The sequence below is a fragment of the Burkholderia sp. MR1-5-21 genome (assembly GCF_053427715.1).
Window position 1 is genome coordinate 26,076 of sequence record NZ_JBSAXD010000037.1, and the last position, 22,147, is coordinate 48,222.

Below are 22,147 nucleotides of genomic sequence, written 5' to 3' on the forward strand. Positions count from 1 at the left end.
GGTGCGCGCGGCGCACCGCAAGAGACAGAGGATTCACAGCATGGCAAGCCTTTCCATCCGTGACGTGTACAAGACCTACCCGAACGGCGTGCCCGTCCTGAAGGGTGTCGACATCGACATCGAGGACGGTCAGTTCCTGATTCTCGTCGGCGGCTCGGGCTGCGGGAAATCGACGCTGCTCAACATGATCGCCGGGCTCGAGACGGTCACGAGCGGCGAGATCCGGATCGACGGCAAGGTCGTCAACGACCTGTCGCCGAAGGACCGCGACATCGCGATGGTGTTCCAGTCGTACGCGCTGTATCCGTCGATGACGGTGCGCGAGAACATCTCGTTCGGCCTGAACATCCGCAAGGTGCCGAAGAGCGAGCAGGCGCAGATCGTCGATCGCGTGTCGAACATGCTGCAGATCTCGCACTTGCTCGACCGCAAGCCCGGGCAGCTGTCGGGCGGCCAGCGGCAGCGTGTCGCGATGGGCCGCGCGCTTGCGCGCGATCCCGTGATGTTCCTGTTCGACGAGCCGCTTTCGAACCTCGACGCGAAGCTGCGCATCGAGATGCGCGCGGAGATCAAGCTGCTGCACCAGCGTCTCGGCACGACGATCGTCTACGTGACGCACGACCAGATCGAGGCGATGACGCTCGGCGATCGCATCGCGGTGATGAAGGATGGCGTCGTCCAGCAGTTCGGCGCGCCGCAGGAGATCTACGATTCGCCGTCGAACCTGTTCGTCGCGGGCTTCATCGGCGCGCCGCCGATGAACTTCATCAACGGCCGGCTCGTCGAGCAGGGCAGCGGCGTTGCGCTGGAGATCGACACGGGCGTCGCGCGCGGCGCGCTGAACCTGCCGTTCGACGCGGCGAAGCTGAAGTCCTACGTCGGCCGCGAGGTGATCCTCGGGCTGCGCCCGGAGCGCATCACCGACGCGCGCAGCGCGCACAACGGCGATGCGTCGCACCTGCAGCCGCTCGACGTGCGCGTCGACGTGACCGAGCCGACCGGCCCGGACACGCACGTGTTCGCGCAGGTGAACGGCAAGCGCATCGTGAGCCGCGTGCATCCGGCCGCGAACCCGCAGCCGGAGCAGACGCTGTCGCTGCTGTTCGACGTGTCGAAGGCGGTGCTGTTCGATCCGGCGTCGGAGGAGCGGATCGCCTGACGCGTCAGCGCAGGTCGCTCAAACGACAAGGGGCCGTTTCGACGGCCCCTTGTTTTTGTGCGGACGCGTGTGCCGCTCAGTGCGGCAGCCGCACGTCGAACTTGAATGTGGCGAGCCGCGCGGCGAGGATGAAGCCGGTCGCCAGCAGCACGCTGTAGACGGAATCGACCTGCAGCCACACGAGCAGCAGGTAGAACCAGCAGCCGACGAACGCGCAGGTCGCGTACGGCCGCGAATCGCGCAGGATCAGCGGGATGTCGTTGCACAGCACGTCGCGGATGATCCCGCCGACGACGCCGGTGATCACGCCCATCATCACCGCGATGAAGTGTGGCATCTCGGCGTCGAGCGCGATCGACGTGCCGGAGATGCTGAAGATGCCGAGCCCGACCGCGTCCGCGACGAGCAGCAGCCGCTCGGCCGACAGCCGCGACAGCATCCTCAGCACGAACGGCGCGAACAGCGCCAGCACGAAGATCGCGATCACGTAGTCGTCGTGCACGACCCAGTAGAACGGCCGGCGTTCGAGCAGGATGTCGCGCAGCGTGCCGCCGCCGAAGGCGGTGGCGAGCGCGACGACGAACGTGCCGACCGAGTCGAGCCGGTTCTTGCGCGCTTCGATGAAGCCGGAAATCGCGAACGCGAGCGTCGCGATCGCCTCGAGTACCGCGATCGCGAGCGTCAGCCTAGGATGCGGCACGCGGCCCCCGATCGGCGGGCGCCGTGAGCGGCTGCAGCAGCACGAGCACCGCGCCCGCGCCGCCGTCGTGGCTGCGCGCCTCGCAGAACGCGATCACTTCTTCCTTCTGGACGAGCCACGCGCGCACCTTGCCTTTCAGCACCGGCTCCTTGCCGATGGAGCCCAGGCCCTTGCCGTGGATCACGCGCAGGCAGCGCAGCCCTTTCTTGCCGGACTCGCGGATGAAGGCGGCCAGCGCGTCGCGCGCTTCGTCGCGCCGCATTCCGTGCAGGTCGAGCTGCGCCTGGACGATCCACGCGCCGCTGCGCAGCTTGCGCACGACGTCGCGGCTCACGCCGGGGCGGTGGTAGTACAGCGACTCGTCGCTGTCGAGCAGCGTTTCGGGATCGAACTCGTCGGACAGCGTCGCGTTCAGCACCGCTTCCTCGTCGCGCTGCGTCTGCTTCGGCACGGGGTCGGGCGGCGTGCGGCCGGCCGCCGCGCGCGGCGGCGCGTTGAGCGGCCGGATCGCACCGATCTCGTTGCGGAACAGGTTCGCGTCGGCTTCGGCCTGGCGCGTTGCCTTCGCGGTTTCGGTGCGCTCGCGCTCGCGGCGCTCGGCTTCGCCCTTGAGCGCCGTGCGCAGCGCGCCGAGGCCGGCGAGTCCCTGGCCGCGCAGCGCGGCGGGCTCGGGCGCCGGTGGCGCGGCGGGCGCGGGTTGCTTGGGACGGGCGGCGGCCTGCCGCTTCGCGGGGTCGCTCGGATGGGGTTGATTCTTCGCCATGATTCACACACGCAAGGCAATCGCGCGGGCACGCGCGGGCACGAAAAAAAGCCGCTGCGTCGGCAGCGGCTTTTCGGCGGGCCTGCGTCGCGGCAGCGGACGCCATTGTAGCGCCCGCCGCGCAATGGCACGCGCTGCGGGCCTGCTTACTTGTGGTCGTGCAGGCCCTCGAGGTAGCGCTGCGCGTCGAGCGCGGCCATGCAGCCGGTGCCGGCGCTCGTGATCGCCTGGCGGTACACGTTGTCCTGCACGTCGCCCGCGGCGAACACGCCCGGCACGCTGGTGGCCGTCGCGTTGCCGTGCAGGCCGCTCTGCGTCAGGATGTAGCCGTCCTTCATCTCGAGCTGGCCCTGGAAGATGTCCGTGTTCGGCTTGTGGCCGATCGCGACGAACAGGCCCTGCACCTGGATGTCTTCCGTTGCGCCGGTCTGCACGTTCTTCAGGCGCAGGCCCGTTACGCCCGAATCCTCGCCCGTCACTTCGTCGAGCACGTGGTTCCACTTGATCTCGACCTTGCCTTCCTTTTCCTTCTCGAGCAGGCGGTCGACGAGGATCGGCTCCGCGCGGAACTTGTCGCGGCGGTGGATCACCGTGACCTTGTTCGCGATGCCCGTCAGGTAGAGCGCTTCCTCGACCGCGGTGTTGCCGCCGCCGACCACCGCGACGTTCTGGCCGCGATAGAAGAAGCCGTCGCAGGTCGCGCAGGCCGACACGCCCTTGCCCATGAACGCTTCCTCGGACGGCAGGCCGAGATACTGCGCGGACGCGCCGGTCGCGATGATCAGCGAGTCGCACGTGTATTCGCCGGCGTCGCCGATCAGGCGGATCGGCTTCTCGTGCAGCTTCGCGGTGTGGATGTGGTCGAACAGGATCTCGGTGTTGAAGCGTTCCGCGTGTTCGAGGAAGCGCTGCATCAGATCGGGACCCTGCACGCCCTTCGCGTCCGCCGGCCAGTTTTCGACGTCGGTCGTGGTCATCAGCTGGCCGCCCTGAGCGATGCCGGTGACCAGCACCGGGGACAGGTTGGCGCGCGCCGCGTAGACGGCAGCCGTATAGCCGGCGGGGCCGGAACCGAGAATCAGGACTTTGGCGTGTTTGGGCGTGGACATGTGCGAAATCCGTAAAAGGCGGCCGCGGCGTGCGGGGTGAGCGCGCCGGACGGTCGAGGGTGACCGGGATGCCACCGTAGATGGGTATCAGACGCGCATTATAAAGGCCCTGTTGCTGCGCTGCCGAACGAGAGTTTCAATCGCGGCGATAGCGTTTCGCGGGGGAGGGGCTGTCGCGCCGGCGAGTGGCCGCATCTGGGCGACCCCGCGTCGCCGGGCGCACCAGGGCGGATCCACCCAGGCGGTCCCACCTAGGCGGCCACACGTGGCCGGCCGCATCTACTACGCGGCCCTACCTCGGCGGCTCCAACTGCGCGGCCACACCTAGGCGGCCCCACCTCGCCGGCCGCACCTCGGCGGCCCCACCTCGGCGGCCCCATGTAACCGTCATTTACACTTGGGCGGGCGGCGCAGCGTTTACAATAAGCGGGATCGAACGATTGACGGGCGTGCAGCGTGCGCGGCCCGTCTTCTTTATACGGATTCATGGCAAAAGCTCCTTATTCCGCTCAGGCACAGGCGTTGCCGCACCGGATGTCGAAGCTCCTCACGGAGATCCGCTGGATTCTCCAGGTTGCGCTCTGCGCGTTTCTGGTGATGGCCCTGTTGAGCTACAGCCGCCGCGATCCGAGCTGGACGCACGCGGCGCAGGTCGATCACATCACGAACTGGGCGGGCCGCGTCGGCGCGTGGACGGCCGACATCATCCTGCTGCTGTTCGGCCTGTCGGCCTACTGGCTGATCGTGCCGCTCGGGCGGCGCATCGCCGCCAACTACCGACGCATCACCCGCCACGAGGCGCTCGCCGACGAGCCGGAGCGGCCGATCGGCTGGCTGACCGAAGTGTTCGCGTTCGTGCTCGTGCTGCTCGCGTGCGACGGCATCGAGGCGCTGCGCATGTGGTCGCTGAAGGTGCAGCTGCCGCGCGCGCCGGGCGGCGTCGTCGGCGAGGCGGTCGCGGGCGCGATGTCGCATGCGTTCGGCTTCACGGGCGGCACGCTGCTGCTGCTGGTCGCGCTCGCGATCGGCCTGTCGCTGTATTTCCGGTTCTCGTGGCTGTCGGTCGCCGAACGCATCGGCGGCGCGATCCTGTCGGCCGTCAACGTCGCGAAGCTGCGCCGCGAGGCCGAGCGCGACCGCAAGCTCGGCGAGGCCGCGGCCGTGCGCCGCGAAGGCAAGGTCGAGGAGGAGCGCGTGCGCATCGAGGATCACGAGCCGGTGACGATCGTGCCGCCGGTGGTGACGCCGGCGAAGTCCGAGCGCGTCGAGAAGGAGCGCCAGGTGCCGCTCTTCACCGACCTGCCGGGCGATTCGACGCTGCCGCCGATCTCGCTGCTCGACCCGGCGCCGAAGGCGCAGGAAGCGATCCCTGCCGACACGCTCGAATTCACGTCGCGCCTGATCGAGAAGAAGCTGAAGGACTTCGGCGTCGAGGCGAGCGTCGTCGCCGCGTATCCGGGCCCGGTCGTCACGCGCTACGAGATCGAGCCGGCGACCGGCGTGAAGGGCAGCCAGATCGTCAACCTCGCGAAGGACCTCGCGCGCTCGCTGTCGCTCGTGTCGATCCGCGTCGTCGAGACGATCCCAGGCAAGAACTACATGGCGCTCGAACTGCCGAACCAGCGCCGCCAGACCGTGCACCTGTCGGAGATCATCGGCTCCGAGGTGTACGCGGCCGCGCCGTCGGCGCTGACGTTGAGCCTCGGCAAGGACATCGGCGGCAAGCCCGTGTGCGCGGATCTCGCGAAGATGCCGCACCTGCTGGTGGCGGGCACCACGGGCTCGGGCAAGTCGGTCGGCATCAACGCGATGATCCTGTCGCTGCTGTACAAGGCGAGCGCCGAGCAGGTGCGCCTGATCCTGATCGATCCGAAGATGCTCGAAATGAGCGTCTACGAAGGCATTCCGCATCTGCTGTGCCCGGTCGTTACCGACATGCGCCAGGCGGGCAACGCGCTCAACTGGACGGTCGCCGAGATGGAGCGCCGCTACAAGCTGATGAGCAAGCTCGGCGTGCGCAACCTCGCGGGCTACAACAACAAGATCGATGAGGCGAACAAGCGCGAGGAGAAGATCCCGAATCCGTTCAGCCTGACGCCGGACGATCCGGAGCCGCTCGGCCGGCTGCCGAACATCGTCGTCGTGATCGACGAGCTCGCCGACCTGATGATGGTCGTCGGCAAGAAGGTCGAGGAGCTGATCGCGCGGATCGCGCAGAAGGCGCGCGCGGCCGGGATTCACCTGATCCTCGCGACGCAGCGTCCGTCGGTCGACGTGATCACGGGCCTCATCAAGGCCAACGTGCCGACGCGCATCGCATTCCAGGTGTCGTCGAAGATCGACTCGCGCACGATTCTCGACCAGATGGGCGCCGAATCGCTGCTCGGGATGGGCGACATGCTTTACCTGCCGCCCGGCACCGGGCTGCCGGTGCGCGTGCACGGCGCGTTCGTCGCCGACGACGAAGTGCACCGCGTCGTCGACAAGCTCAAGGAGCAGGGCGAGCCGAACTACATCGAGGGCCTGCTCGAAGGCGGCACCGCCGACGGCGACGAGGGCTCGGCCGGCGCGGGAACCGGCGAAGGCGGCGGCGAGTCTGATCCGCTGTACGACCAGGCGGTCGAGATCGTCATCAAGAACCGCCGCGCGTCGATCTCGCTCGTGCAGCGCCATCTGCGGATCGGCTACAACCGCGCGGCACGCCTGCTCGAGCAGATGGAGCAGTCGGGGCTCGTGTCGGCGATGTCGTCGAGCGGCAACCGCGAAATTCTTGTGCCGGCGCGCGACGCGGAATGAGTCCGCGGCGCTCGCGGCGCCGGCCACCCAGGGAGAAAACCGCACCATGCAGCAACATCCGTTCGCCCATTCCCTTCGTTCGACGCGGCGCTGGCTCGGCGCGGCGCTCGCCGGCGCATCGCTGATGCTCGCGGCGACGCACGCGTTCGCGGGCGGCACCGAACAGCTGAAGGCCTTCGTGTCGCAAGTGCGTTCGGCGAAGGGCGAGTTCACGCAGCAGATCGTCAAGGCGCCCGCGAAGGGCGCGAGCGCCGCGCAGGCGGTGCCGAAGGCCACCGACAATTCAAGCGGCACGTTCGTGTTCTCGCGTCCGGGCAAGTTCATCTGGACGTACCAGAAGCCGTACCAGCAGGTGCTGCAGGCCGACGGCGACAAGCTGTACGTCTACGACCGCGACCTGAACCAGGTCACCGAGCGCAAGCTGGCCGGCGCGCTTGGCGCGAGCCCCGCCGCGATCCTGTTCGGCAGCAACGACGTCGACAAGAACTACACGCTGCGCGATGCGGGCGAGAAGGGCGGCATCGAGTGGCTCGAGATGCTGCCGAAGGCGCAGGACACGCAGTTCCAGCGGATCGGCATCGGTTTCAAGAACGGCACGCTCGCCGCGATGGAGCTGCACGACGTGTTCGGCAACGTTACGCTGCTGACGTTCACGAACATCCAGACCAACCCGCCGCTGAAGTCCGACACGTTCAAGTTCGTCGTGCCGAAGGGCGCGGACGTGATCACCGGCTGACCGGCGCCGGCGCGTCGAGGCCGACACGGGCCTGCCAGCGACGGCAGGCCCGTGTCGTTTCCGGGCGCGGGCACCGGGCGCGGCGGCGCCGTCGTGCGGCTGTCATAATGGCGGGTCCGGCGGCCGCGTTCGGCCGCCAACGTTTGATGTGGAGCGAGGGTTCATGTCCGACCTGTTTCAAGTCGAACCGCGCCGGCCGCTCGCCGAGGCGCTGCGGCCGAAGACGCTCGCCGAGGTGATCGGCCAGACGCATTTGCTCGGTGAAGGCAAGCCGCTGCGGCTCGCGTTCGAATCGGGCAAGCCGCATTCGATGATCCTGTGGGGGCCGCCCGGCGTCGGCAAGACCACGCTCGCGCGGCTCACCGCGCTCGCGTTCGATTGCGAGTTCATTGCGCTGTCCGCGGTGCTCGGCGGCGTGAAGGACATCCGCGAGTCGATGGAGCACGCGCAGGATACGCTCAACCGCACGGGCCGCCACACGATCCTGTTCGTCGACGAGATCCACCGCTTCAACAAGGGGCAGCAGGATGCGCTGCTGCCGTTCGTCGAATCGGGGCTCGTGACCTTCATTGGCGCGACGACCGAGAACCCGAGCTTCGAGGTCAACTCGGCGCTGCTGTCGCGCGCGCAGGTGTACGTGCTGAAGTCGCTGACCGACGACGAGATGCGCCAGCTGCTGAAGCGCGCGCAGGAAATCGCGCTCGACGGCCTCGCGTTCGACGACAAGGCGATCGATACGCTGGTCGGCTATGCGGACGGCGACGCGCGCCGCTTCCTGAACCTGCTCGAGCAGGCGCAGACGGCGGCGGCGTCCGCGGGCGTGACGACGATCGACGCCGAGTTCGTCAGCAGCGCGATGACGCTGAATGCGCGCCGTTTCGACAAGGGCGGCGACAACTTCTACGACCAGATCTCGGCGCTGCACAAGTCGGTGCGCGGATCGAGCCCGGACGGCGCGCTGTACTGGTTCTGCCGGATGATCGACGGCGGCGCGGATCCGAAGTACCTCGCGCGGCGGATCGTGCGGATGGCGTGGGAAGACATCGGCCTCGCCGATCCGCGCGCGATGCAGATGGCGAACGACGCGGCCGAGACCTACGAACGGCTCGGCTCGCCCGAAGGCGAGCTGGCGCTCGGCCAGGCGGTGATCTATCTCGCGTGCGCCGCGAAGAGCAACGCCGGCTACAACGCATTCAACCAGGCGATGGCGTTCGTGAAGCAGGACAAGTCGCGCGAGGTGCCCGTGCATCTGCGCAATGCGCCGACCAAGCTGATGAAGGAGCTCGGCTACGGCCACGCGTACCGCTACGCGCACGACGAGCCGAACGCATACGCGGCGGGCGAGACGTATCTGCCGGACGGCATGCGCGAGCCGCGCTGGTACAAGCCGGTGCCGCGCGGGCTCGAATCGAAGATCGCCGACAAGCTCGCATGGCTGCGCGAACTCGATCGCGAGGCCGGCAAGAAGGACTAGCGCCGGTCTTGCCGATGGCGCGGGACGTTCATGGGCCGCGTCGGCGCGGGGTGGCGCGCGTAGCGGGCTCCGGTCTGAGCTGCGGCCGTGCGCTTCGGCAACGGGCTCGATGCAGGCCCGCCGCTGTGGTCCCGCGTCAGCGCTTGCGTGCCGGCTGCTTCTTCCAGTAGCCGAACGGCTCCTCGTGACACTCGATGTCGAGTTCGGCGATGCGCGCGTGCAGGCGTTGTTGCGCGTCGGCGATCGCGACGTTGTAGATCGCGGGCGCGATTTCCTCGACGAAGAAATGCAGCAGCGCGCCGGCCTGGATATTGCCGATCGGCTCCTCCATGTTTTCGGTGAAATAGCGTTGCAGCGACGCGATTGCGCGGTCGCGCACGTCCTTGTCCAGTTCGATGGCCATCGGTTCTCCATTCGGGGCGTGTTGCCGGCGCGACACGCGTACCGGCAATGCGATACTGCCACGGGGCGCCGGTTTGCGGCGTCGTCCATCAGGCCGACGCCGTGGCAGCCTCGCGGTGCGTTAGAATTCCCGTCTTACACAACGATTCTCCAGTCCTCCCATGCTCGACATCCAGTTGCTGCGCAAAGACCTCGACGGCGTCGCGAAGCGCCTCGCCGATCGCGGCTACACCCTCGACGTCGCCGCGTTCTCCGCGCTCGAAGCGGAACGCCGTGCGATCCAGACCCGTACCGAAGAACTCCAGGCGCGTCGCAACAGCCTGTCGAAGCAGATCGGCGCGATGAAGGGCAAGGGCGAGGACACGTCGGCGGTGATGGCCGAGGTCGGCGGCATCGGCGACGAGATGAAGGCGTCGGAGGCGACGCTCGTCGACATCCAGGCGCGCCTGTCCGACCTGATGCTGGGCATGCCGAACATCGCGCACGACAGCGTGCCGGTCGGCAACGACGAGAACGACAACGTCGAGGTGCGCCGCTGGGGCACGCCGCGACAGTTCGATTTCGACGTGAAGGATCACGTCGACGTCGGCACGCCGCTCGGTCTCGATTTCGAAACCGGCGCGAAGCTGGCCGGCGCGCGCTTCACGATGCTGCGCGGGGCGATCGCACGCCTGCACCGCGCGCTCGCGCAGTTCATGATCGACACGCACACGCAGCAGCACGGCTATACGGAAACGTACACGCCGTACATCGTGAACCCGGACATCCTGTACGGCACGGGCCAGCTGCCGAAATTCGCGGACGACATGTTCCGCGTCGAGAAGGGCGGCGCGGAAAACACCGTCACGCAATACCTGATCTCGACGTCGGAAATCTCGCTGACGAACACCGTGCGCGAATCGATCGTCGACGCATCCGCGCTGCCGATCAAGCTGACCGCGCATTCGCCGTGCTTCCGTTCGGAAGCGGGCTCGTACGGCCGCGACACGCGCGGGATGATCCGCCAGCACCAGTTCGACAAGGTCGAGATGGTGCAGATCGTCGCGCCGGAAGCGTCGTACGCGGCGCTCGACGAGATGGTCGGTCATGCGGAAGCGATCCTGCAGAAGCTCGGCCTGCCGTACCGCGTGATCACGCTGTGCACGGGCGACATGGGCTTCGCGGCCGCGAAGACGTTCGACCTCGAAGTGTGGCTGCCCGCGCAGAACACGTATCGCGAGATCTCGAGCTGCTCGAACACCGAGGCGTTCCAGGCGCGCCGGATGCAGGCACGCTTCCGCAATGCGCAGGGCAAGCCGGAGCTCGTGCATACGCTGAACGGGTCGGGCCTCGCGGTCGGTCGCACGCTGGTGGCCGTGCTCGAGAACTACCAGAACGCCGACGGCTCGGTCACGGTGCCCGAGGTGCTGCGTCCGTACATGGGCGGTCTCGAGCGGATCGACGCGCCTGCACAGGCGTCGTGAGATTGCCCCGCGATCGGCTTCCGAAGGCCCCGCAAAAGAATTTGCAAAAAGGGCTTGTGAGTTTCGAAGAGATCGTTTTATAATCTTTTCTTTCCCGGAAACGACCAACCGGGAAATGAAGCAGCAAGGAAGGAGAGGTGGCAGAGTGGTCGAATGTACCTGACTCGAAATCAGGCGTACGGTTTCCCCGTACCGTGGGTTCGAATCCCACCCTCTCCGCCAGAATACGAAGCCCCTTGATCCGGAAGGATCAAGGGGTTTTTCGTTTTGGGTCGCTCGATTCGATTCGCCATTCGGCACGCGACTGCAATTCGCGCCAATCGTTTTCCTCTGCTTTAAGCCTTCAGCTTGTGCGCCGTTAACTGGGTTCGGCGGCAGGCGTCCATGTTGCGACGCCGCGCCCTGTCGACTCAAGGTCCCATGAAGCTGAGCTACAAGATTCCCCTCGCATTCGCCGTTGCGCTGCTGCTGATGCTGTCCGGCGCGCTGTACGGCATTCACATCCTCAATCGCTCGATCGACACGTTCGCGAACGACGTGCAGACGAACGTCGCCAACGAGCGGCTCGCGTCCGCGACCCTCGTGCAGTTCAAGCTGCAGGTCCAGGAATGGAAGGACACGCTGCTGCGCGGCAAGCAGCCGGACAAGCTCGACAAGTACTGGAGCGCGTTCCAGACGCGCGAGCGCACGGTCGATACGCTCGCCGCGCAGCTCGACAAGCAGTTGCCGCCCGGCGAAAGCCGCGCGCTCGTCGAGCAGTTCATGCGCGCGCATGCGGCGATGGGCGACGGCTATCGGCGCGGCTTCGACGCGTTCAAGGCCGCCGGCTTCGAGCCGACGGCGGGCGATGCGGCCGTCGCGGGCGTCGATCGCGAGCCGGCCGCGCTGCTCGAACGGGCCGCGAAGACGATCGCCGACGAAAGCGCTGCGGTGTCCGAGCAGGCGAGCCGCGACGCGCGCCATGCGACGGTCGCGAGTCTTGTGCTGATGGTTGTCGTGCTCGGCATCGCGATGATCGGCGCGTTCCTGTTCAGCCGCTCGATCCTGCGGCCGCTCGACGCGGCAGTCGCCTGCGCGAAGGCGGTCGCCGACGGCGACCTGACGCGCGAAGTCGACGCAAGCGGCCGCGACGAGATCGCCGAGTTGCTGCGCGCGCTGCAGACGATGCAGACGAGCCTGTCGGGTGTCGTGCTCGAGGTCCGCACGCATGCGGAAGCGGTTGCGGCTGCGAGCGCGCAGATCGCGGCGGGCAACCACGACCTGTCCGCGCGCACGGAAGCGCAGGCCGCGTCGCTGGAAGAAACCGCGGCGAGCATGGAGCAACTGACGGGCACCGTGCGGCAGTCGGCCGAACATGCGCAGCAGGCGGCCCGGCTTGCCAACGACGCGTCCGGCATCGCGTCGGCAGGCGGCGGCGTGATGACGCAGGCAGTGGAGACGATGAGCGGGATCGCCGATAGCTCGGCGAAGGTTGGCGAGATCATCGCCGTGATCGACGGGATCGCGTTCCAGACCAACATCCTCGCGCTGAACGCGGCGGTCGAAGCCGCGCGCGCGGGCGAGCAGGGGCGCGGGTTCGCGGTCGTCGCGGCCGAGGTGCGCACGCTCGCGCAGCGCAGCGCCGCCGCGGCGAAGGAAATCAAGGGGCTGATCGAACAGTCGACGCAGCGCGTCGATGCAGGCGCCGCGCTGATCGGCCGCGCAGGCGAATCGATCCAGGAGATCGTCGGCGCGGCGCAGCGGGTCACGACGATCGTCGCGGAGATCGCGTCGGCAACGCAGGAGCAGAGCGGCGGGATTCAGCAGGTCAACATCGCGGTCACGCAGATGGACGACGCGACGCAGCGCAACGCGGCGCTGGTCGAACAGGCATCGGCGGCGACGCAGGCGCTCGCGGAGCAGGCCAGCGCGCTGCGGCACGCGGTGACGGTGTTCAGGCTACCGGACGCAGTGGCCGTGTGACGATGACGGTGCGGCGCGCGGCACGTGCCCGATGCCCCCGGACACCTGCCGCACGCCGCACGCTCAAGCCGCCGCCCCGTACTGCGCGAGCACCTTGTGCCGGATCGACGGCTTGATGTTCGATTGCGCCATGTCGCCGCCGTAGTGCGCGACGACGCGCGGGTTCATCACGCGATACCAGAGCGGCGGGATGTACGCGAGCAGGATCATCGTCGCGTAGCCGGCCGGCAGTTGCGGCGAATCGTCGAAGTGGCGCAGCGCCTGGTACGAGCGGGTCGGATTCGCGTGATGGTCGGCGTGCCGCTGCAATTGGTACAGGAACAGGTTCGTCACGACGTGATTGCTGTTCCACGAATGCTGCGGCGTACAGCGCGCGTAGCGGCCGCTCGGCAGTTTCCTGCGCCCGAGCCCGTAATGCTCGACGTAGTTCACGACCTCGAGCAGCGACGCGCCGTAAGCCGCCTGGATCAGCAGGAACGGAATCACGACCTTGCCGGCCAGTGCGATCGCGACGCCCCACACGACGGCCGTCATCGCCCACGCGTGCAGCACTTCGTTGCGCCAGGTCCACGGCGACTTGCCGAGCCGCGCGAGGCGGGTCTTTTCCAGATGCCACGCGGAGCGGATGCTGCCGACGACGGTGCGCGGCAGGAACGCCCAGAACGATTCGCCGAAGCGGGCGCTCGCCGGATCCTCGGCGGTCGCGACGCGCACGTGATGGCCGCGGTTGTGCTCGACGAAGAAGTGCCCGTAGGCGACCGGCGCGAGCGTGATCTTCGCGAGCCAGCGTTCGAAGCGGCTGGTCTTGTGCCCGAGCTCGTGCGCGGTGTTGATCGAGATGCCGGTCGCCGCGCCGAGTGACATCGCGAAGCCGACGTAGTCGTACCACGCGAGCGCATGCGTGCCGACGATCCACACGCCGATGAAGAACGCGACGTATTCGACGAGCGTCGCGAGGTAGACGATCAGCCGGTAATAGTGCTCCTTCTCGAGACGCGGCACGACGTCCTCTGGGGGATTGTCGCGGTCGTCGCCGATCAGCGTGTCGAGGACCGGGATCACGCCGAATGCGAACAGCGGCCCGAACCACCAGAAGATGTGCAGGCCGGTCGACAGCGCGAGCTGGGCCGCCAGGACCGGCAGCGTGATCGTCAGCGCGCCAAGCAGCCAGAGATAGCGTTTGCCATCCGACCAGCGCGACGCCGATCCGTCGGTCATTGCCATTGTCTCCCTCCGTGTTTGTCTGAATCCGGTCGTTGGTCCGCGCGGCACGCGTGCGCGGCACCGGGTCGTGGCCCGGTTCTGCCTGTTATACGACTCGCGGCCCTGCTTTTCCAAACCCGCACGCTAGGCGGGAAACTCCAAACGGCGCGGTGTCGGCGGCGCGCGCGGGGAAGGGCGCGCGCGCCGTGATTGAAACAGACGGGCGGCAAGATTTCGCCAGGCCGGAGCGGCGCAATTGTCAGACGAAATCCGGACGGCGCACAGTGTGCGCATCGGGTGTGTGTGCCGAACAACAGATGTTGCGACGCAAAAAGGGCGCGCGGCGAATTGGCGGTTCGTTCGATTCCGGTCGGGCTGTATTACGCGACATGACGGCGATGCCGACCCGGCGCGCTTGGGTTGTCGAGCGCACGGCCCCGTCGATCAAGGCGGCCCGCCCGACGGACCCAGCGTCGGGCGAGCTGTCGCGGTGCGCAGCGAGTGGTCCGGCCGCGATGCTGCATGTGCACAGGAACACGCGTGCGGCGGTGTCACCGTGCGGTTGCAACGCCTGTTGCCTTTCGATTCGCGCCAGCATTTGAAAATAACGATTTGACTCATGCCCCGCTTTCGGTTGAAGCTAATAGCTTGCTGTCCGAAGGGGGCTGTGCCTGCATGAGTTCGACCTTGACCGTTCGTCGTATCGCTGCCGACCAGGGCATCGTGTATCGCGAACTCCGCGCCGCGTCGCTGCGTGAGCCCTACGCACCGGGCGAAGCGCCGGAGGCCGAATTGCTGAACGTCGACGCCGACGCGGCGGCGGTGATTGCCGCGCAACGCGCGACGTCCGATCAGTCGACGACGTTCCTGCTTTATACCGAAGGCCATCCGGCCGGGATGATCGGCGCGTATTTCGACAATACGCCCGAGCGCCGCGCATTCGTCAGCGAGCTGTGGGTCGCGCATGCGGTGCGTCATCTGCGCGGCGGCCTGCTGCTCGTCGAGACGGCGAGCGAGTGGCTTGCCGAACGCGGTGCGCAGGACATCTACGCGTGGATCGCCGACGCCAACCGCAACGCGATCCGCTTCTATGAGCGTGCCGGTTTCGGCAATACCGGGGAACATGCGCCGATCGCGCGGATGCCCGGCGCGATGAAGACGCTGTTCGTGTCGCGGGTGAAGCACTGACGTGCGGGGCTGCGCTGCCCCGGCCCTCCGTCCGGCGCGCACGATGCGGCCGGCTTGCGATCCGCACGCCTCCCTTGTCGCACGACGGCTGTTACGCGACGCCTGTTGCACGACGCCTGTTGCACGACGCCCCAAATTTAATGGCCCGCCGCGTGGACGCCTGTAAAATACGCAAAAATTTTTTGCAGAGTGTCCATGTCGCTTAAAAAATCGCCATTCTTCGAACTGCGCAGCGGTACGGTCGACACGTTGCTGTTCACCGTGAAGACGACCGATCTCGACGCGTTGCGTACCGAGCTGGTCAAGCGCTTCGAAGCGACTCCCGAGTTTTTTGCCGACGATGTCGTCGTGATCGACGTCCGCCGTCTTGCGGACGGCGAGCGCGTGGCGCTGGCCGACATCCGCCAGATGCTGAACGACGTGCGGATGCGCCCGGTAGGCGTCGTCGCGCTGGCGTCGCAGGGCTGGGCGGGCGAAGCGGGGCTGCCGCTGCTCGAGGCGCGCGACCGTCGCGCGCCGTCGGCGAAGGCGTCGGGCGACGAGCAGGCGGCGCCGGCCGCCGAAGCGGCGGCTGTTCCGGCCCCCGCGCCGGAGGCGGCTCCGGCGCCGCAGCAGGCCGGCGGCCAGACGCTCGTGATCGACAAGCCGTTGCGTTCGGGGCAGCAGATTTACGCGAAAGGGGACCTCGTGGTGCTCGCGCCGGTCAGTCACGGCGCCGAGATCATTGCGGAAGGCAATATCCACATCTACGCGCCGTTGCGCGGCCGCGCACTCGCGGGCGTGCACGGCAATCACGACGCGCGCATTTTCTGCACGTGTCTCGAGCCGGAACTGATTTCGATCGCAGGTATCTATCGAACGACCGAGAACCCGTTGCCCGCCGACGTGCTGGGCAAACCGGTGCAGATCCGGCTCGAAGAGGAAAAATTGATGATCGAACCGCTGCGCCTGACGTGAAGCACGCGGCGCACGCCGGATCGATCGGCTCTCATTGACGAACACAGGGTATAGGGTAAATGGCAAAAATCATCGTGGTGACTTCGGGCAAGGGCGGCGTTGGCAAGACGACGACGAGCGCGAGCTTCGCGTCCGGTATCGCGCTGCGCGGCCACAAGACGGCCGTGATCGACTTTGACGTCGGCCTGCGCAACCTCGATCTCATCATGGGTTGCGAGCGTCGCGTCGTGTACGACCTCGTGAACGTGATCCAGGGTGAAGCGAACCTGAACCAGGCGCTGATCAAGGACAAGAAGTGCGAGAACCTGTTCATCCTGCCGGCGTCGCAGACCCGCGACAAGGATGCGCTGACGCGCGACGGCGTCGAGAAGGTGCTGAACGACCTGGCCGGCATGGGTTTCGAGTACATCGTCTGCGATTCGCCGGCGGGCATCGAGGCCGGCGCGCTTCATGCGATGTACTTTGCGGATGAGGCGCTGATCGTCACGAACCCGGAAGTGTCGTCGGTGCGCGACTCGGATCGCATTCTCGGCATCTTGTCGTCGAAGACCAAGCGTGCGACCGAAGGCAAGGACCCGATCAAGGAGCACCTGCTGATCACGCGCTACAGCCCGAAGCGCGTCAACGAAGGCGAGATGCTGTCGCTCGAGGACATCAGCGAGATCCTGCGCATCAAGCTGATCGGCGTGGTGCCGGAATCGGAAGCGGTGCTGCACGCGTCGAACCAGGGCCTGCCGGCCGTGCACCTCGACGGCACCGACGTCGCCGAAGCGTACAAGGACATCGTCGGGCGCTTCCTCGGTGAAGACAAGCCGCTGCGCTTCACCGAATACCAGAAGCCGGGCCTGCTGCAGCGCCTCTTCGGCAGCAAGTAACGGAGGCCGCCATGTCCATTCTGTCGTTTCTCCTCGGTGAGAAGAAGAAGTCCGCATCGATCGCGAAGGAGCGCCTGCAGCTCATCATCGCGCACGAGCGGGTGGGGGGCAAGCCGCCGGCCGACTACCTGCCGGCGCTTCAGAAGGAACTCGTCGCCGTGATCTCGAAGTACGTGCAGATTTCGAACGATGACATCCGCGTGAGCCTCGAGCGCCAGGACGATCTCGAGGTCCTCGAAGTGAAGATCGAGATTCCGCAAGCCTGACCCGCGTTGTTCCCATTCCGCACGGCGGCCTGTGCCGCCGTGCGCGCCTTACGCCCTGTTGCACATTCGGGCACGCCGTAACACGGCGCCTGTCGGCCGAAACCCCTGCTCCCGCATTGAACGAATACGCTCGCGTTGCTTGTTCAATCAGGAGGTTGTGATGGCTGTCTCATCGATTCGTCGCGTTGTTGTCGCGTTTGCCGCTGTCGCTGCCGGCGTGTCCGCTTTTGCTGCACCGCTCGCTGCCCGCGCGGATGAAATTCTCGTCGCCACGCCGGTCGTCACCCGGCCGGGCGAAGTCGTGATTGCCGAGCCGGTTGCCGCGCGCACCGAAGAGGTCGTCGTGATTGCGCCGAACGCGCCGCCGCCCGTGCGCTATGAGGTCGTGCCGGACGCGCGGGTCGGCTACGTGTGGGAGCGCGGCCACTGGCGCTGGGACCACGGCCGCTACGTGTGGATCGGCGGCCACTGGGAGGCCGAGCGCGTCGGCATGCAGTGGGTGCCGGGCCACTGGGACCAGCGCGGTCCGAACTGGTTCTGGACGCGCGGCTACTGGGCGTAACGGAGGCGCGCGATGAAAAGGACCGTATTCGTGATCGCGCTCGTCGCCGTCACGCTCGCCGGCTGCATCGTTGTGCCGGCGAGGCCCGTCTACTATCGGCCGGCGCCGGTGGTGATTTACTGAGCGTCGCGCGGGCCGGCCTGCGTCGCGGCGGCGTTCGCCGCCGCAGCAGCCGGTTCGCCGCCTTCGGCCGCGCGTTTGCCCGATGCCAGCCCGGCCGCTCTGCCGGCGGTTTCGCCGCCGGTCTCGTCGTGCAGCGTTTCAAGCGGATCGGCGGGCGCCGCGGCCGCGTCCTGCGGCTCCGTGACGCCGGATACCGGCGTCGCACCGGCCGCCGGCGCCGCGGCTGCAGCGGGGGCGGGCGGCGCGAGATAGCGCTGTGCAAGCGTCTCGTACAGCGGCGGTGCGAAGAAGCGCGACACGCGGCTCGCGATCAGCGCAGCGGCCATCAGCGAAATCACGAGCGCGTGGCCGTTGATCATTTCCATCACGATCACGAATGACGTGATCGGCGATTGCGTGACGGCCGCGAGATAGCCGACCATCGCGAGCGCGATCAGCATCGGCAGGGGCATGTCGCCGAATACCAGATGCAGCAGGTTGCCGAACCCGGCGCCGATCGACAGCGACGGCGCGAAGATCCCGCCCGGGATGCCCGGCAAATACGACGCGACCATCGACACCATCTTCAGGAACGGATAGAGCACCGACAGGTGCTCGCGGCCATCGAGCAGGCCGCGCGCTTCCGCATAGCCGCTGCCGAACGTCGTGCCGCCCGACACGAGGCCGACGACCGCGATCACGAACCCGCACAGCGCGGCGAACCTGATCGGCCGTTCGCGATACAGCCCGAGCAGCTGGGCCGGCAGCCAGCGGCCGACGTTCAGCAATACCCAGCTGAACAGCCCGCCCGCGATGCCCGTGACGATTGCGGTTACGAGCACGGCGAGCGCGAGCAGCTTCGGGAAATGCGGACCGACGTCGATCGTGCCGAAGTACGTGTAGTTGCCGTTCAGGCCGAGCGCGACGACGCCGGCGATGATGATCGCGGTGATCAGCACGCCGCTCGCGCGCGACGAGAAGCTGCGGGTCAGCTCCTCGATCGCGAACACGATGCCGGCGAGTGGCGTGTTGAACGCGGCCGACAGGCCGGCCGCGGCGCCCGCGAGCACAAGCTGGCGCTCGATCTGCGCGTTCGAGCGCGGATAGAAACGCCGCAGGTTGAACATCAGCGATGCGCCGACCTGCACGGTCGGCCCCTCGCGGCCGATCGTGAAGCCGCCGAGGATGCCGAGGAACGAGATCAGGATCTTGCCGAACAGGATGCGCAGCGTCAGCAGCCGCGCGCCGAACTGGCTCGGACGCGCATGCAGCGTCGCGATCACCTGCGGGATGCCGCTGCCTTCCGCGCCGCGGAAATAGCGCCGGGTGAGCCACACGGAGCCGGCCGCGATCGCCGGCGTCAGCAGCAGCGGCAGCCACGGCGCGTGTTGCTGCAGCGTACGAAACGATTCATAACCCCAGTCGATCAACCGGGCGTAGAGTACGGCGGTGAGACCGACGGCGATCGCGCCGAGCCAGAACACGCCATATTGGCGCCAGATGCGTTGGGTGCGGCGGGTCAGCGCGGGAAGCAGGGTGGTGGATTGCATCGGCGGGCCGTGGTCGGCAAAGAGCCGATTATAAAAAGAAGCGCAGCCGGGGTGCGTCCAACACTCTTTGACCGTTGTGAGTTATTTTGTTGCAAATGTAATTTATTTGTAATATCAGCCGTTACCGTTCGTCGTTAGCATGCCCAAATGCCCTACCTTCGTTCCAGCATGACAGAAATGAAACGCATTCTCATCGTGAAAGTGACGTCGCTCGGCGATGTCGTCCAGACGTTGCCCGTCGTTGCCGACCTGCACCGCGCTTTTCCGGGTGTGACGGTCGACTGGGCCGTCGACGAGTCGTGCGCGGAGGTCGTGCGCTGGCACCCGGGCGTGAGCAGCGTGCTGTGCGCGCCGCTGCGCCGCTTCAAGAAGCTGCGCAACCGGGGCGACCTGAAGGCGATTTCCTCGTCGATCGGCGCGTTGCGCGCGCACCGCTACGACGCGGTGATTGACCTGCATGGCGTCTACAAGAGCGCGATCATTTCGGTCCTGGCGCGCGCCGGGCGCCGCGTCGGCTACCAGACCCGGGATCTCGGCGAGACGGGCGCGCGCTTCGCGTATTCGCACCGCTTCGGCCCGCGGCCGGCCTGCGACGCGTGGCACGGGATGCGCGTGAGCGCGGGCGAGGCGCTCGGCTACGAACCGCAGGGGATCGCCGATTACGGGATCGTCGCGCCGCAGGATGTGAGCCTGCCGGCCGCCGTGACCGACAGCGCGCCGTTCATGCTGCTGTTCCATGCGACGTCGAACGTCGACAAGAAGTGGCCGGCCGATTGCTGGGCGGCGCTCGCGACGCGGATGATGGCGCGCGGCGTGCGCGTGTTGCTGCCGTGGGGTTCGCCTGCCGAGCACGACGACGCGCAGGACATCGCCGCGCGTGCGCCCGGCGCGGTGGTGCTGCCTGCGATGTCCGTGCGTGAGCTGGGCGCGGCGATTGGCCGGGCTGCGCTGGTGGTGGGCGTCGATACGGGATTCGTGCACATGGCGCACGCGTTGCGGCGGCCGACCGTGATGATCTTCGTCGCGACGTCGCGCCACCACTGCGGGATCGGCGGTGCGCCGCATGCGCTGTCGATCGGCGAGCCGGGCGCTGCGCCGACCGTCGACGAGGCGCTCGCGGCGATCGATGCAGTCGGTCCCACGTATGGCGCGCAACGCAGGCCGGTGGCGGCCTGACGGGCGCCGCACCGACGCGCGATCAGGCGAGCAGCGCTTCGACGGCGACGACCGCGGCGATGGCCGCGGCATTCGCGAGCAGTGCCTCGAACACGAGGCCGCGCCACGTCTTCGGACGGAAGCGGGCTGCGAGCAGCAGCGCGCCGCCCAGCGCGAGCGCGAGGATCAGGACGAGATCGGCGTTGCGGAGGTGAATGTTCATGGCGGCGGCTCCCTCACGATCGCGGCACGCCCGCCGGCGCGCTTCGAATCGAACTCGGTTCGAGCCCGGTTCGAGCTCGGTTCGAGTATAGGCAGCGCCCGCAGGCGCACAACCGGGGCCGCCCCGGGGGTCAGACGAGCGACGTGTCGCGGGTCTCGCGCATCAGCAGCACGCCGAGCAGGCTGATCGCCGCCGCAATGGACACATAGCCGCCGACCCACGACAGGCCGCCCTGAGCGGCCAGCAGCTGCGCGATGTAGGGCGCGATCGACGCGCCGAGGATCCCGCCGAGGTTGTACGCGACGCCGGCGCCCGTATAGCGGACGTTGGTCGGGAACAGCTCCGGCAGCAGTGCGCCCATCGGCGCGAACGTCACCCCCATCAGGAACAGCTCGAGCGTCAGGAACAGCGCGACGAGCGGCATCGAGCCGCTGCCGAGCAGCGGCGCCATCGTGAAGCCCGACAGCAGCGCGGCGATCGAGCCGGCGATCAGCACCGGCTTGCGGCCGAAGCGATCCGACGCCCATGCCGACAACGGTGTCGCGAGTCCCATGAACACGACCGCAACGCACAGCAGGCCGAGGAAGCTCTGGCGCGGGATATGCAGCGTGGCGACGCCGTAGGACAGCGAGAACACCGTCGAGATATAGAACAGCGTGTAGCAGACGACCATCGCGAGCGCGCCGAGCAGCGTCGGCCGCCAGTGTTGCGTGACGAGTGCCGCGACCGGCACGCGCACGCGTTCGTTGCGGTCGAGCGCAGCCTGGAACGCGGGCGTTTCGGCGATCTTCAGCCGCACGTACAGGCCGAGCGCGACGAGCACCGCGCTGACGAGAAACGGGATGCGCCAGCCCCAGCTGCGGAACTGCGCATCGGACAGCGACAGCGCCAGCGCGAAGAACAGCCCGTTCGACATCAGGAAACCGACCGACGGACCGAGCTGCGGAAACATCCCGAACCAGCCGCGCTTGCCTTGCGGCGCGTGCTCGGTCGCCAGCAGCGCGGCCCCGCCCCATTCGCCGCCGAGGCCGATCCCCTGGCCGAAGCGCAGTACGCACAGCAGCACCGGCGCAAGCGTACCGATCGCGTCGTAGCCCGGCACGAGGCCGATCGCGGTGGTCGACAGTCCCATCACGAGCAGTGACGCGACGAGCGTCGACTTGCGGCCGATGCGGTCGCCGAAATGGCCGAACAGGAACGAGCCGATCGGCCGCGCGATGAACGCGATGCCGAACGTGACGAACGCGGACAGCGCCTGCGCGGTTGCGGAGCCGTGCGGAAAGAACACGGGGCCGATCACGAGCGCGGCGGCGGTCGCATAGACGTAGAAATCGTAGAACTCGATCGCGGTGCCGATGAAGCTCGCGAATACGATGCGCTTGTGGCTGATGGCGCCGGCCGAACTGGTTGCGTGCGCAACGGCCGGTGGGGATGCGGACATAGGTGTCTCCGAATTGTTCTGGGAATGCTTGGCGACGCGTGTGCCCTTGCAGGCGGGCGTC

20 protein-coding genes and 1 tRNA gene are annotated in these 22,147 nt (G+C 67.5%); 13 read left to right on the top strand and 8 right to left on the bottom strand.

Annotation, left to right across the window (positions count from 1 at the left end; genetic code table 11):
• The first annotated feature begins 40 nt into the window (after positions 1–40).
• Positions 41–1,159 (top strand): ABC transporter ATP-binding protein, encoded by a 1,119-nt coding sequence (locus ACV229_RS34430; RefSeq protein WP_448087548.1) that lies wholly within the window; start codon positions 41–43, stop codon positions 1,157–1,159.
• 76 nt (positions 1,160–1,235) lie between these two features.
• Here ACV229_RS34430 and ACV229_RS34435 read toward each other — a convergent pair whose 3' ends face one another.
• The 3 genes from ACV229_RS34435 to trxB form a co-directional block, all read right to left on the bottom strand.
• Positions 1,236–1,859 carry a trimeric intracellular cation channel family protein gene (locus tag ACV229_RS34435; RefSeq protein ID WP_448087549.1) on the bottom strand — a complete coding sequence of 208 codons (624 nt, stop codon included), beginning with the start codon at positions 1,857–1,859 and terminating at the stop codon, positions 1,236–1,238.
• Positions 1,846–2,622 carry a Smr/MutS family protein gene (locus ACV229_RS34440; protein WP_448087550.1) on the bottom strand — a complete coding sequence of 259 codons (777 nt, stop codon included), beginning with the start codon at positions 2,620–2,622 and terminating at the stop codon, positions 1,846–1,848. Before ACV229_RS34440 ends, ACV229_RS34435 begins: the two co-directional genes overlap by 14 nt.
• Before the next feature lie 146 nt (positions 2,623–2,768).
• Positions 2,769–3,731: a thioredoxin-disulfide reductase gene (gene trxB, locus ACV229_RS34445; RefSeq protein WP_448087551.1), complete on the bottom strand. Its 963-nt coding sequence runs from the start codon at positions 3,729–3,731 to the stop codon at positions 2,769–2,771.
• A gap of 486 nt (positions 3,732–4,217) precedes the next feature.
• Between trxB and ACV229_RS34450 the strand changes: the two genes are divergently transcribed.
• From ACV229_RS34450 to ACV229_RS34460, 3 genes are all read left to right on the top strand, one after another.
• Positions 4,218–6,527: a DNA translocase FtsK gene (locus tag ACV229_RS34450; RefSeq protein ID WP_448087552.1), complete on the top strand. Its 2,310-nt coding sequence runs from the start codon at positions 4,218–4,220 to the stop codon at positions 6,525–6,527.
• Between the two features lie 46 nt (positions 6,528–6,573).
• Entirely contained in the window at positions 6,574–7,263 is a 690-nt protein-coding gene (gene lolA, locus ACV229_RS34455) for an outer membrane lipoprotein chaperone LolA (RefSeq protein WP_448087553.1), read from the top strand.
• A 163-nt stretch (positions 7,264–7,426) separates the two neighbouring features.
• The gene (locus tag ACV229_RS34460) at positions 7,427–8,737 is read left to right on the top strand and encodes a replication-associated recombination protein A (protein ID WP_448087554.1); all 1,311 of its coding nucleotides are present in this window, start codon (positions 7,427–7,429) and stop codon (positions 8,735–8,737) included.
• 136 nt (positions 8,738–8,873) lie between these two features.
• Here ACV229_RS34460 and ACV229_RS34465 read toward each other — a convergent pair whose 3' ends face one another.
• Entirely contained in the window at positions 8,874–9,140 is a 267-nt protein-coding gene (locus ACV229_RS34465) for a DUF2164 domain-containing protein (RefSeq protein WP_448087555.1), read from the bottom strand.
• 160 nt (positions 9,141–9,300) lie between these two features.
• Between ACV229_RS34465 and serS the strand changes: the two genes are divergently transcribed.
• The 3 genes from serS (at position 9,301) to ACV229_RS34480 (ending at position 12,564) form a co-directional block, all read left to right on the top strand.
• Positions 9,301–10,602 (top strand): serine--tRNA ligase, encoded by a 1,302-nt coding sequence (gene serS, locus ACV229_RS34470; protein WP_448087556.1) that lies wholly within the window; start codon positions 9,301–9,303, stop codon positions 10,600–10,602.
• A 131-nt stretch (positions 10,603–10,733) separates the two neighbouring features.
• Positions 10,734–10,824, top strand: a tRNA-Ser gene (locus tag ACV229_RS34475).
• A 198-nt stretch (positions 10,825–11,022) separates the two neighbouring features.
• A complete protein-coding gene (locus ACV229_RS34480) occupies positions 11,023–12,564 on the top strand; it encodes a methyl-accepting chemotaxis protein (protein ID WP_448087557.1) in 1,542 nt (513 codons plus the stop codon).
• Between the two features lie 63 nt (positions 12,565–12,627).
• Here ACV229_RS34480 and ACV229_RS34485 read toward each other — a convergent pair whose 3' ends face one another.
• Positions 12,628–13,788, bottom strand: coding sequence for an alkane 1-monooxygenase (locus ACV229_RS34485; protein WP_448087558.1), 1,161 nt, complete (start codon positions 13,786–13,788; stop codon positions 12,628–12,630).
• Between the two features lie 501 nt (positions 13,789–14,289).
• On the opposite strand from ACV229_RS34485, the gene ACV229_RS34490 reads away from it, so the two are divergent.
• The 5 genes from ACV229_RS34490 (at position 14,290) to ACV229_RS34510 (ending at position 17,615) form a co-directional block, all read left to right on the top strand.
• Positions 14,290–14,955, top strand: a complete 666-nt coding sequence (locus ACV229_RS34490; RefSeq protein WP_448087602.1) for a GNAT family N-acetyltransferase — start codon at positions 14,290–14,292, stop codon at positions 14,953–14,955.
• Between the two features lie 195 nt (positions 14,956–15,150).
• Positions 15,151–15,912, top strand: coding sequence for a septum site-determining protein MinC (gene minC, locus ACV229_RS34495; RefSeq protein ID WP_448087559.1), 762 nt, complete (start codon positions 15,151–15,153; stop codon positions 15,910–15,912).
• Positions 15,913–15,971: 59 nt separating this feature from the next.
• Positions 15,972–16,787 carry a septum site-determining protein MinD gene (gene minD, locus ACV229_RS34500; RefSeq protein ID WP_448078168.1) on the top strand — a complete coding sequence of 272 codons (816 nt, stop codon included), beginning with the start codon at positions 15,972–15,974 and terminating at the stop codon, positions 16,785–16,787.
• 11 nt (positions 16,788–16,798) lie between these two features.
• Positions 16,799–17,053, top strand: coding sequence for a cell division topological specificity factor MinE (gene minE, locus ACV229_RS34505; protein WP_010091676.1), 255 nt, complete (start codon positions 16,799–16,801; stop codon positions 17,051–17,053).
• Positions 17,054–17,213: 160 nt separating this feature from the next.
• Positions 17,214–17,615 (top strand): YXWGXW repeat-containing protein, encoded by a 402-nt coding sequence (locus ACV229_RS34510; protein ID WP_448087560.1) that lies wholly within the window; start codon positions 17,214–17,216, stop codon positions 17,613–17,615.
• 116 nt (positions 17,616–17,731) lie between these two features.
• On the opposite strand, the gene ACV229_RS34515 is transcribed toward ACV229_RS34510, so the two are convergent.
• Positions 17,732–19,267, bottom strand: a complete 1,536-nt coding sequence (locus tag ACV229_RS34515) for a chloride channel protein (RefSeq protein WP_448087561.1) — start codon at positions 19,265–19,267, stop codon at positions 17,732–17,734.
• Positions 19,268–19,444: 177 nt separating this feature from the next.
• On the opposite strand from ACV229_RS34515, the gene waaC reads away from it, so the two are divergent.
• Entirely contained in the window at positions 19,445–20,443 is a 999-nt protein-coding gene (gene waaC, locus ACV229_RS34520; protein WP_448087562.1) for a lipopolysaccharide heptosyltransferase I, read from the top strand.
• Positions 20,444–20,465: 22 nt separating this feature from the next.
• Here the strand turns inward: waaC and ACV229_RS34525 are convergent, their stop codons facing one another.
• Entirely contained in the window at positions 20,466–20,645 is a 180-nt protein-coding gene (locus ACV229_RS34525; RefSeq protein WP_448087563.1) for a hypothetical protein, read from the bottom strand.
• Positions 20,646–20,775: 130 nt separating this feature from the next.
• Positions 20,776–22,086, bottom strand: a complete 1,311-nt coding sequence (locus ACV229_RS34530) for an MFS transporter (protein WP_448087564.1) — start codon at positions 22,084–22,086, stop codon at positions 20,776–20,778.
• Positions 22,087–22,147 lie beyond the last annotated feature (61 nt).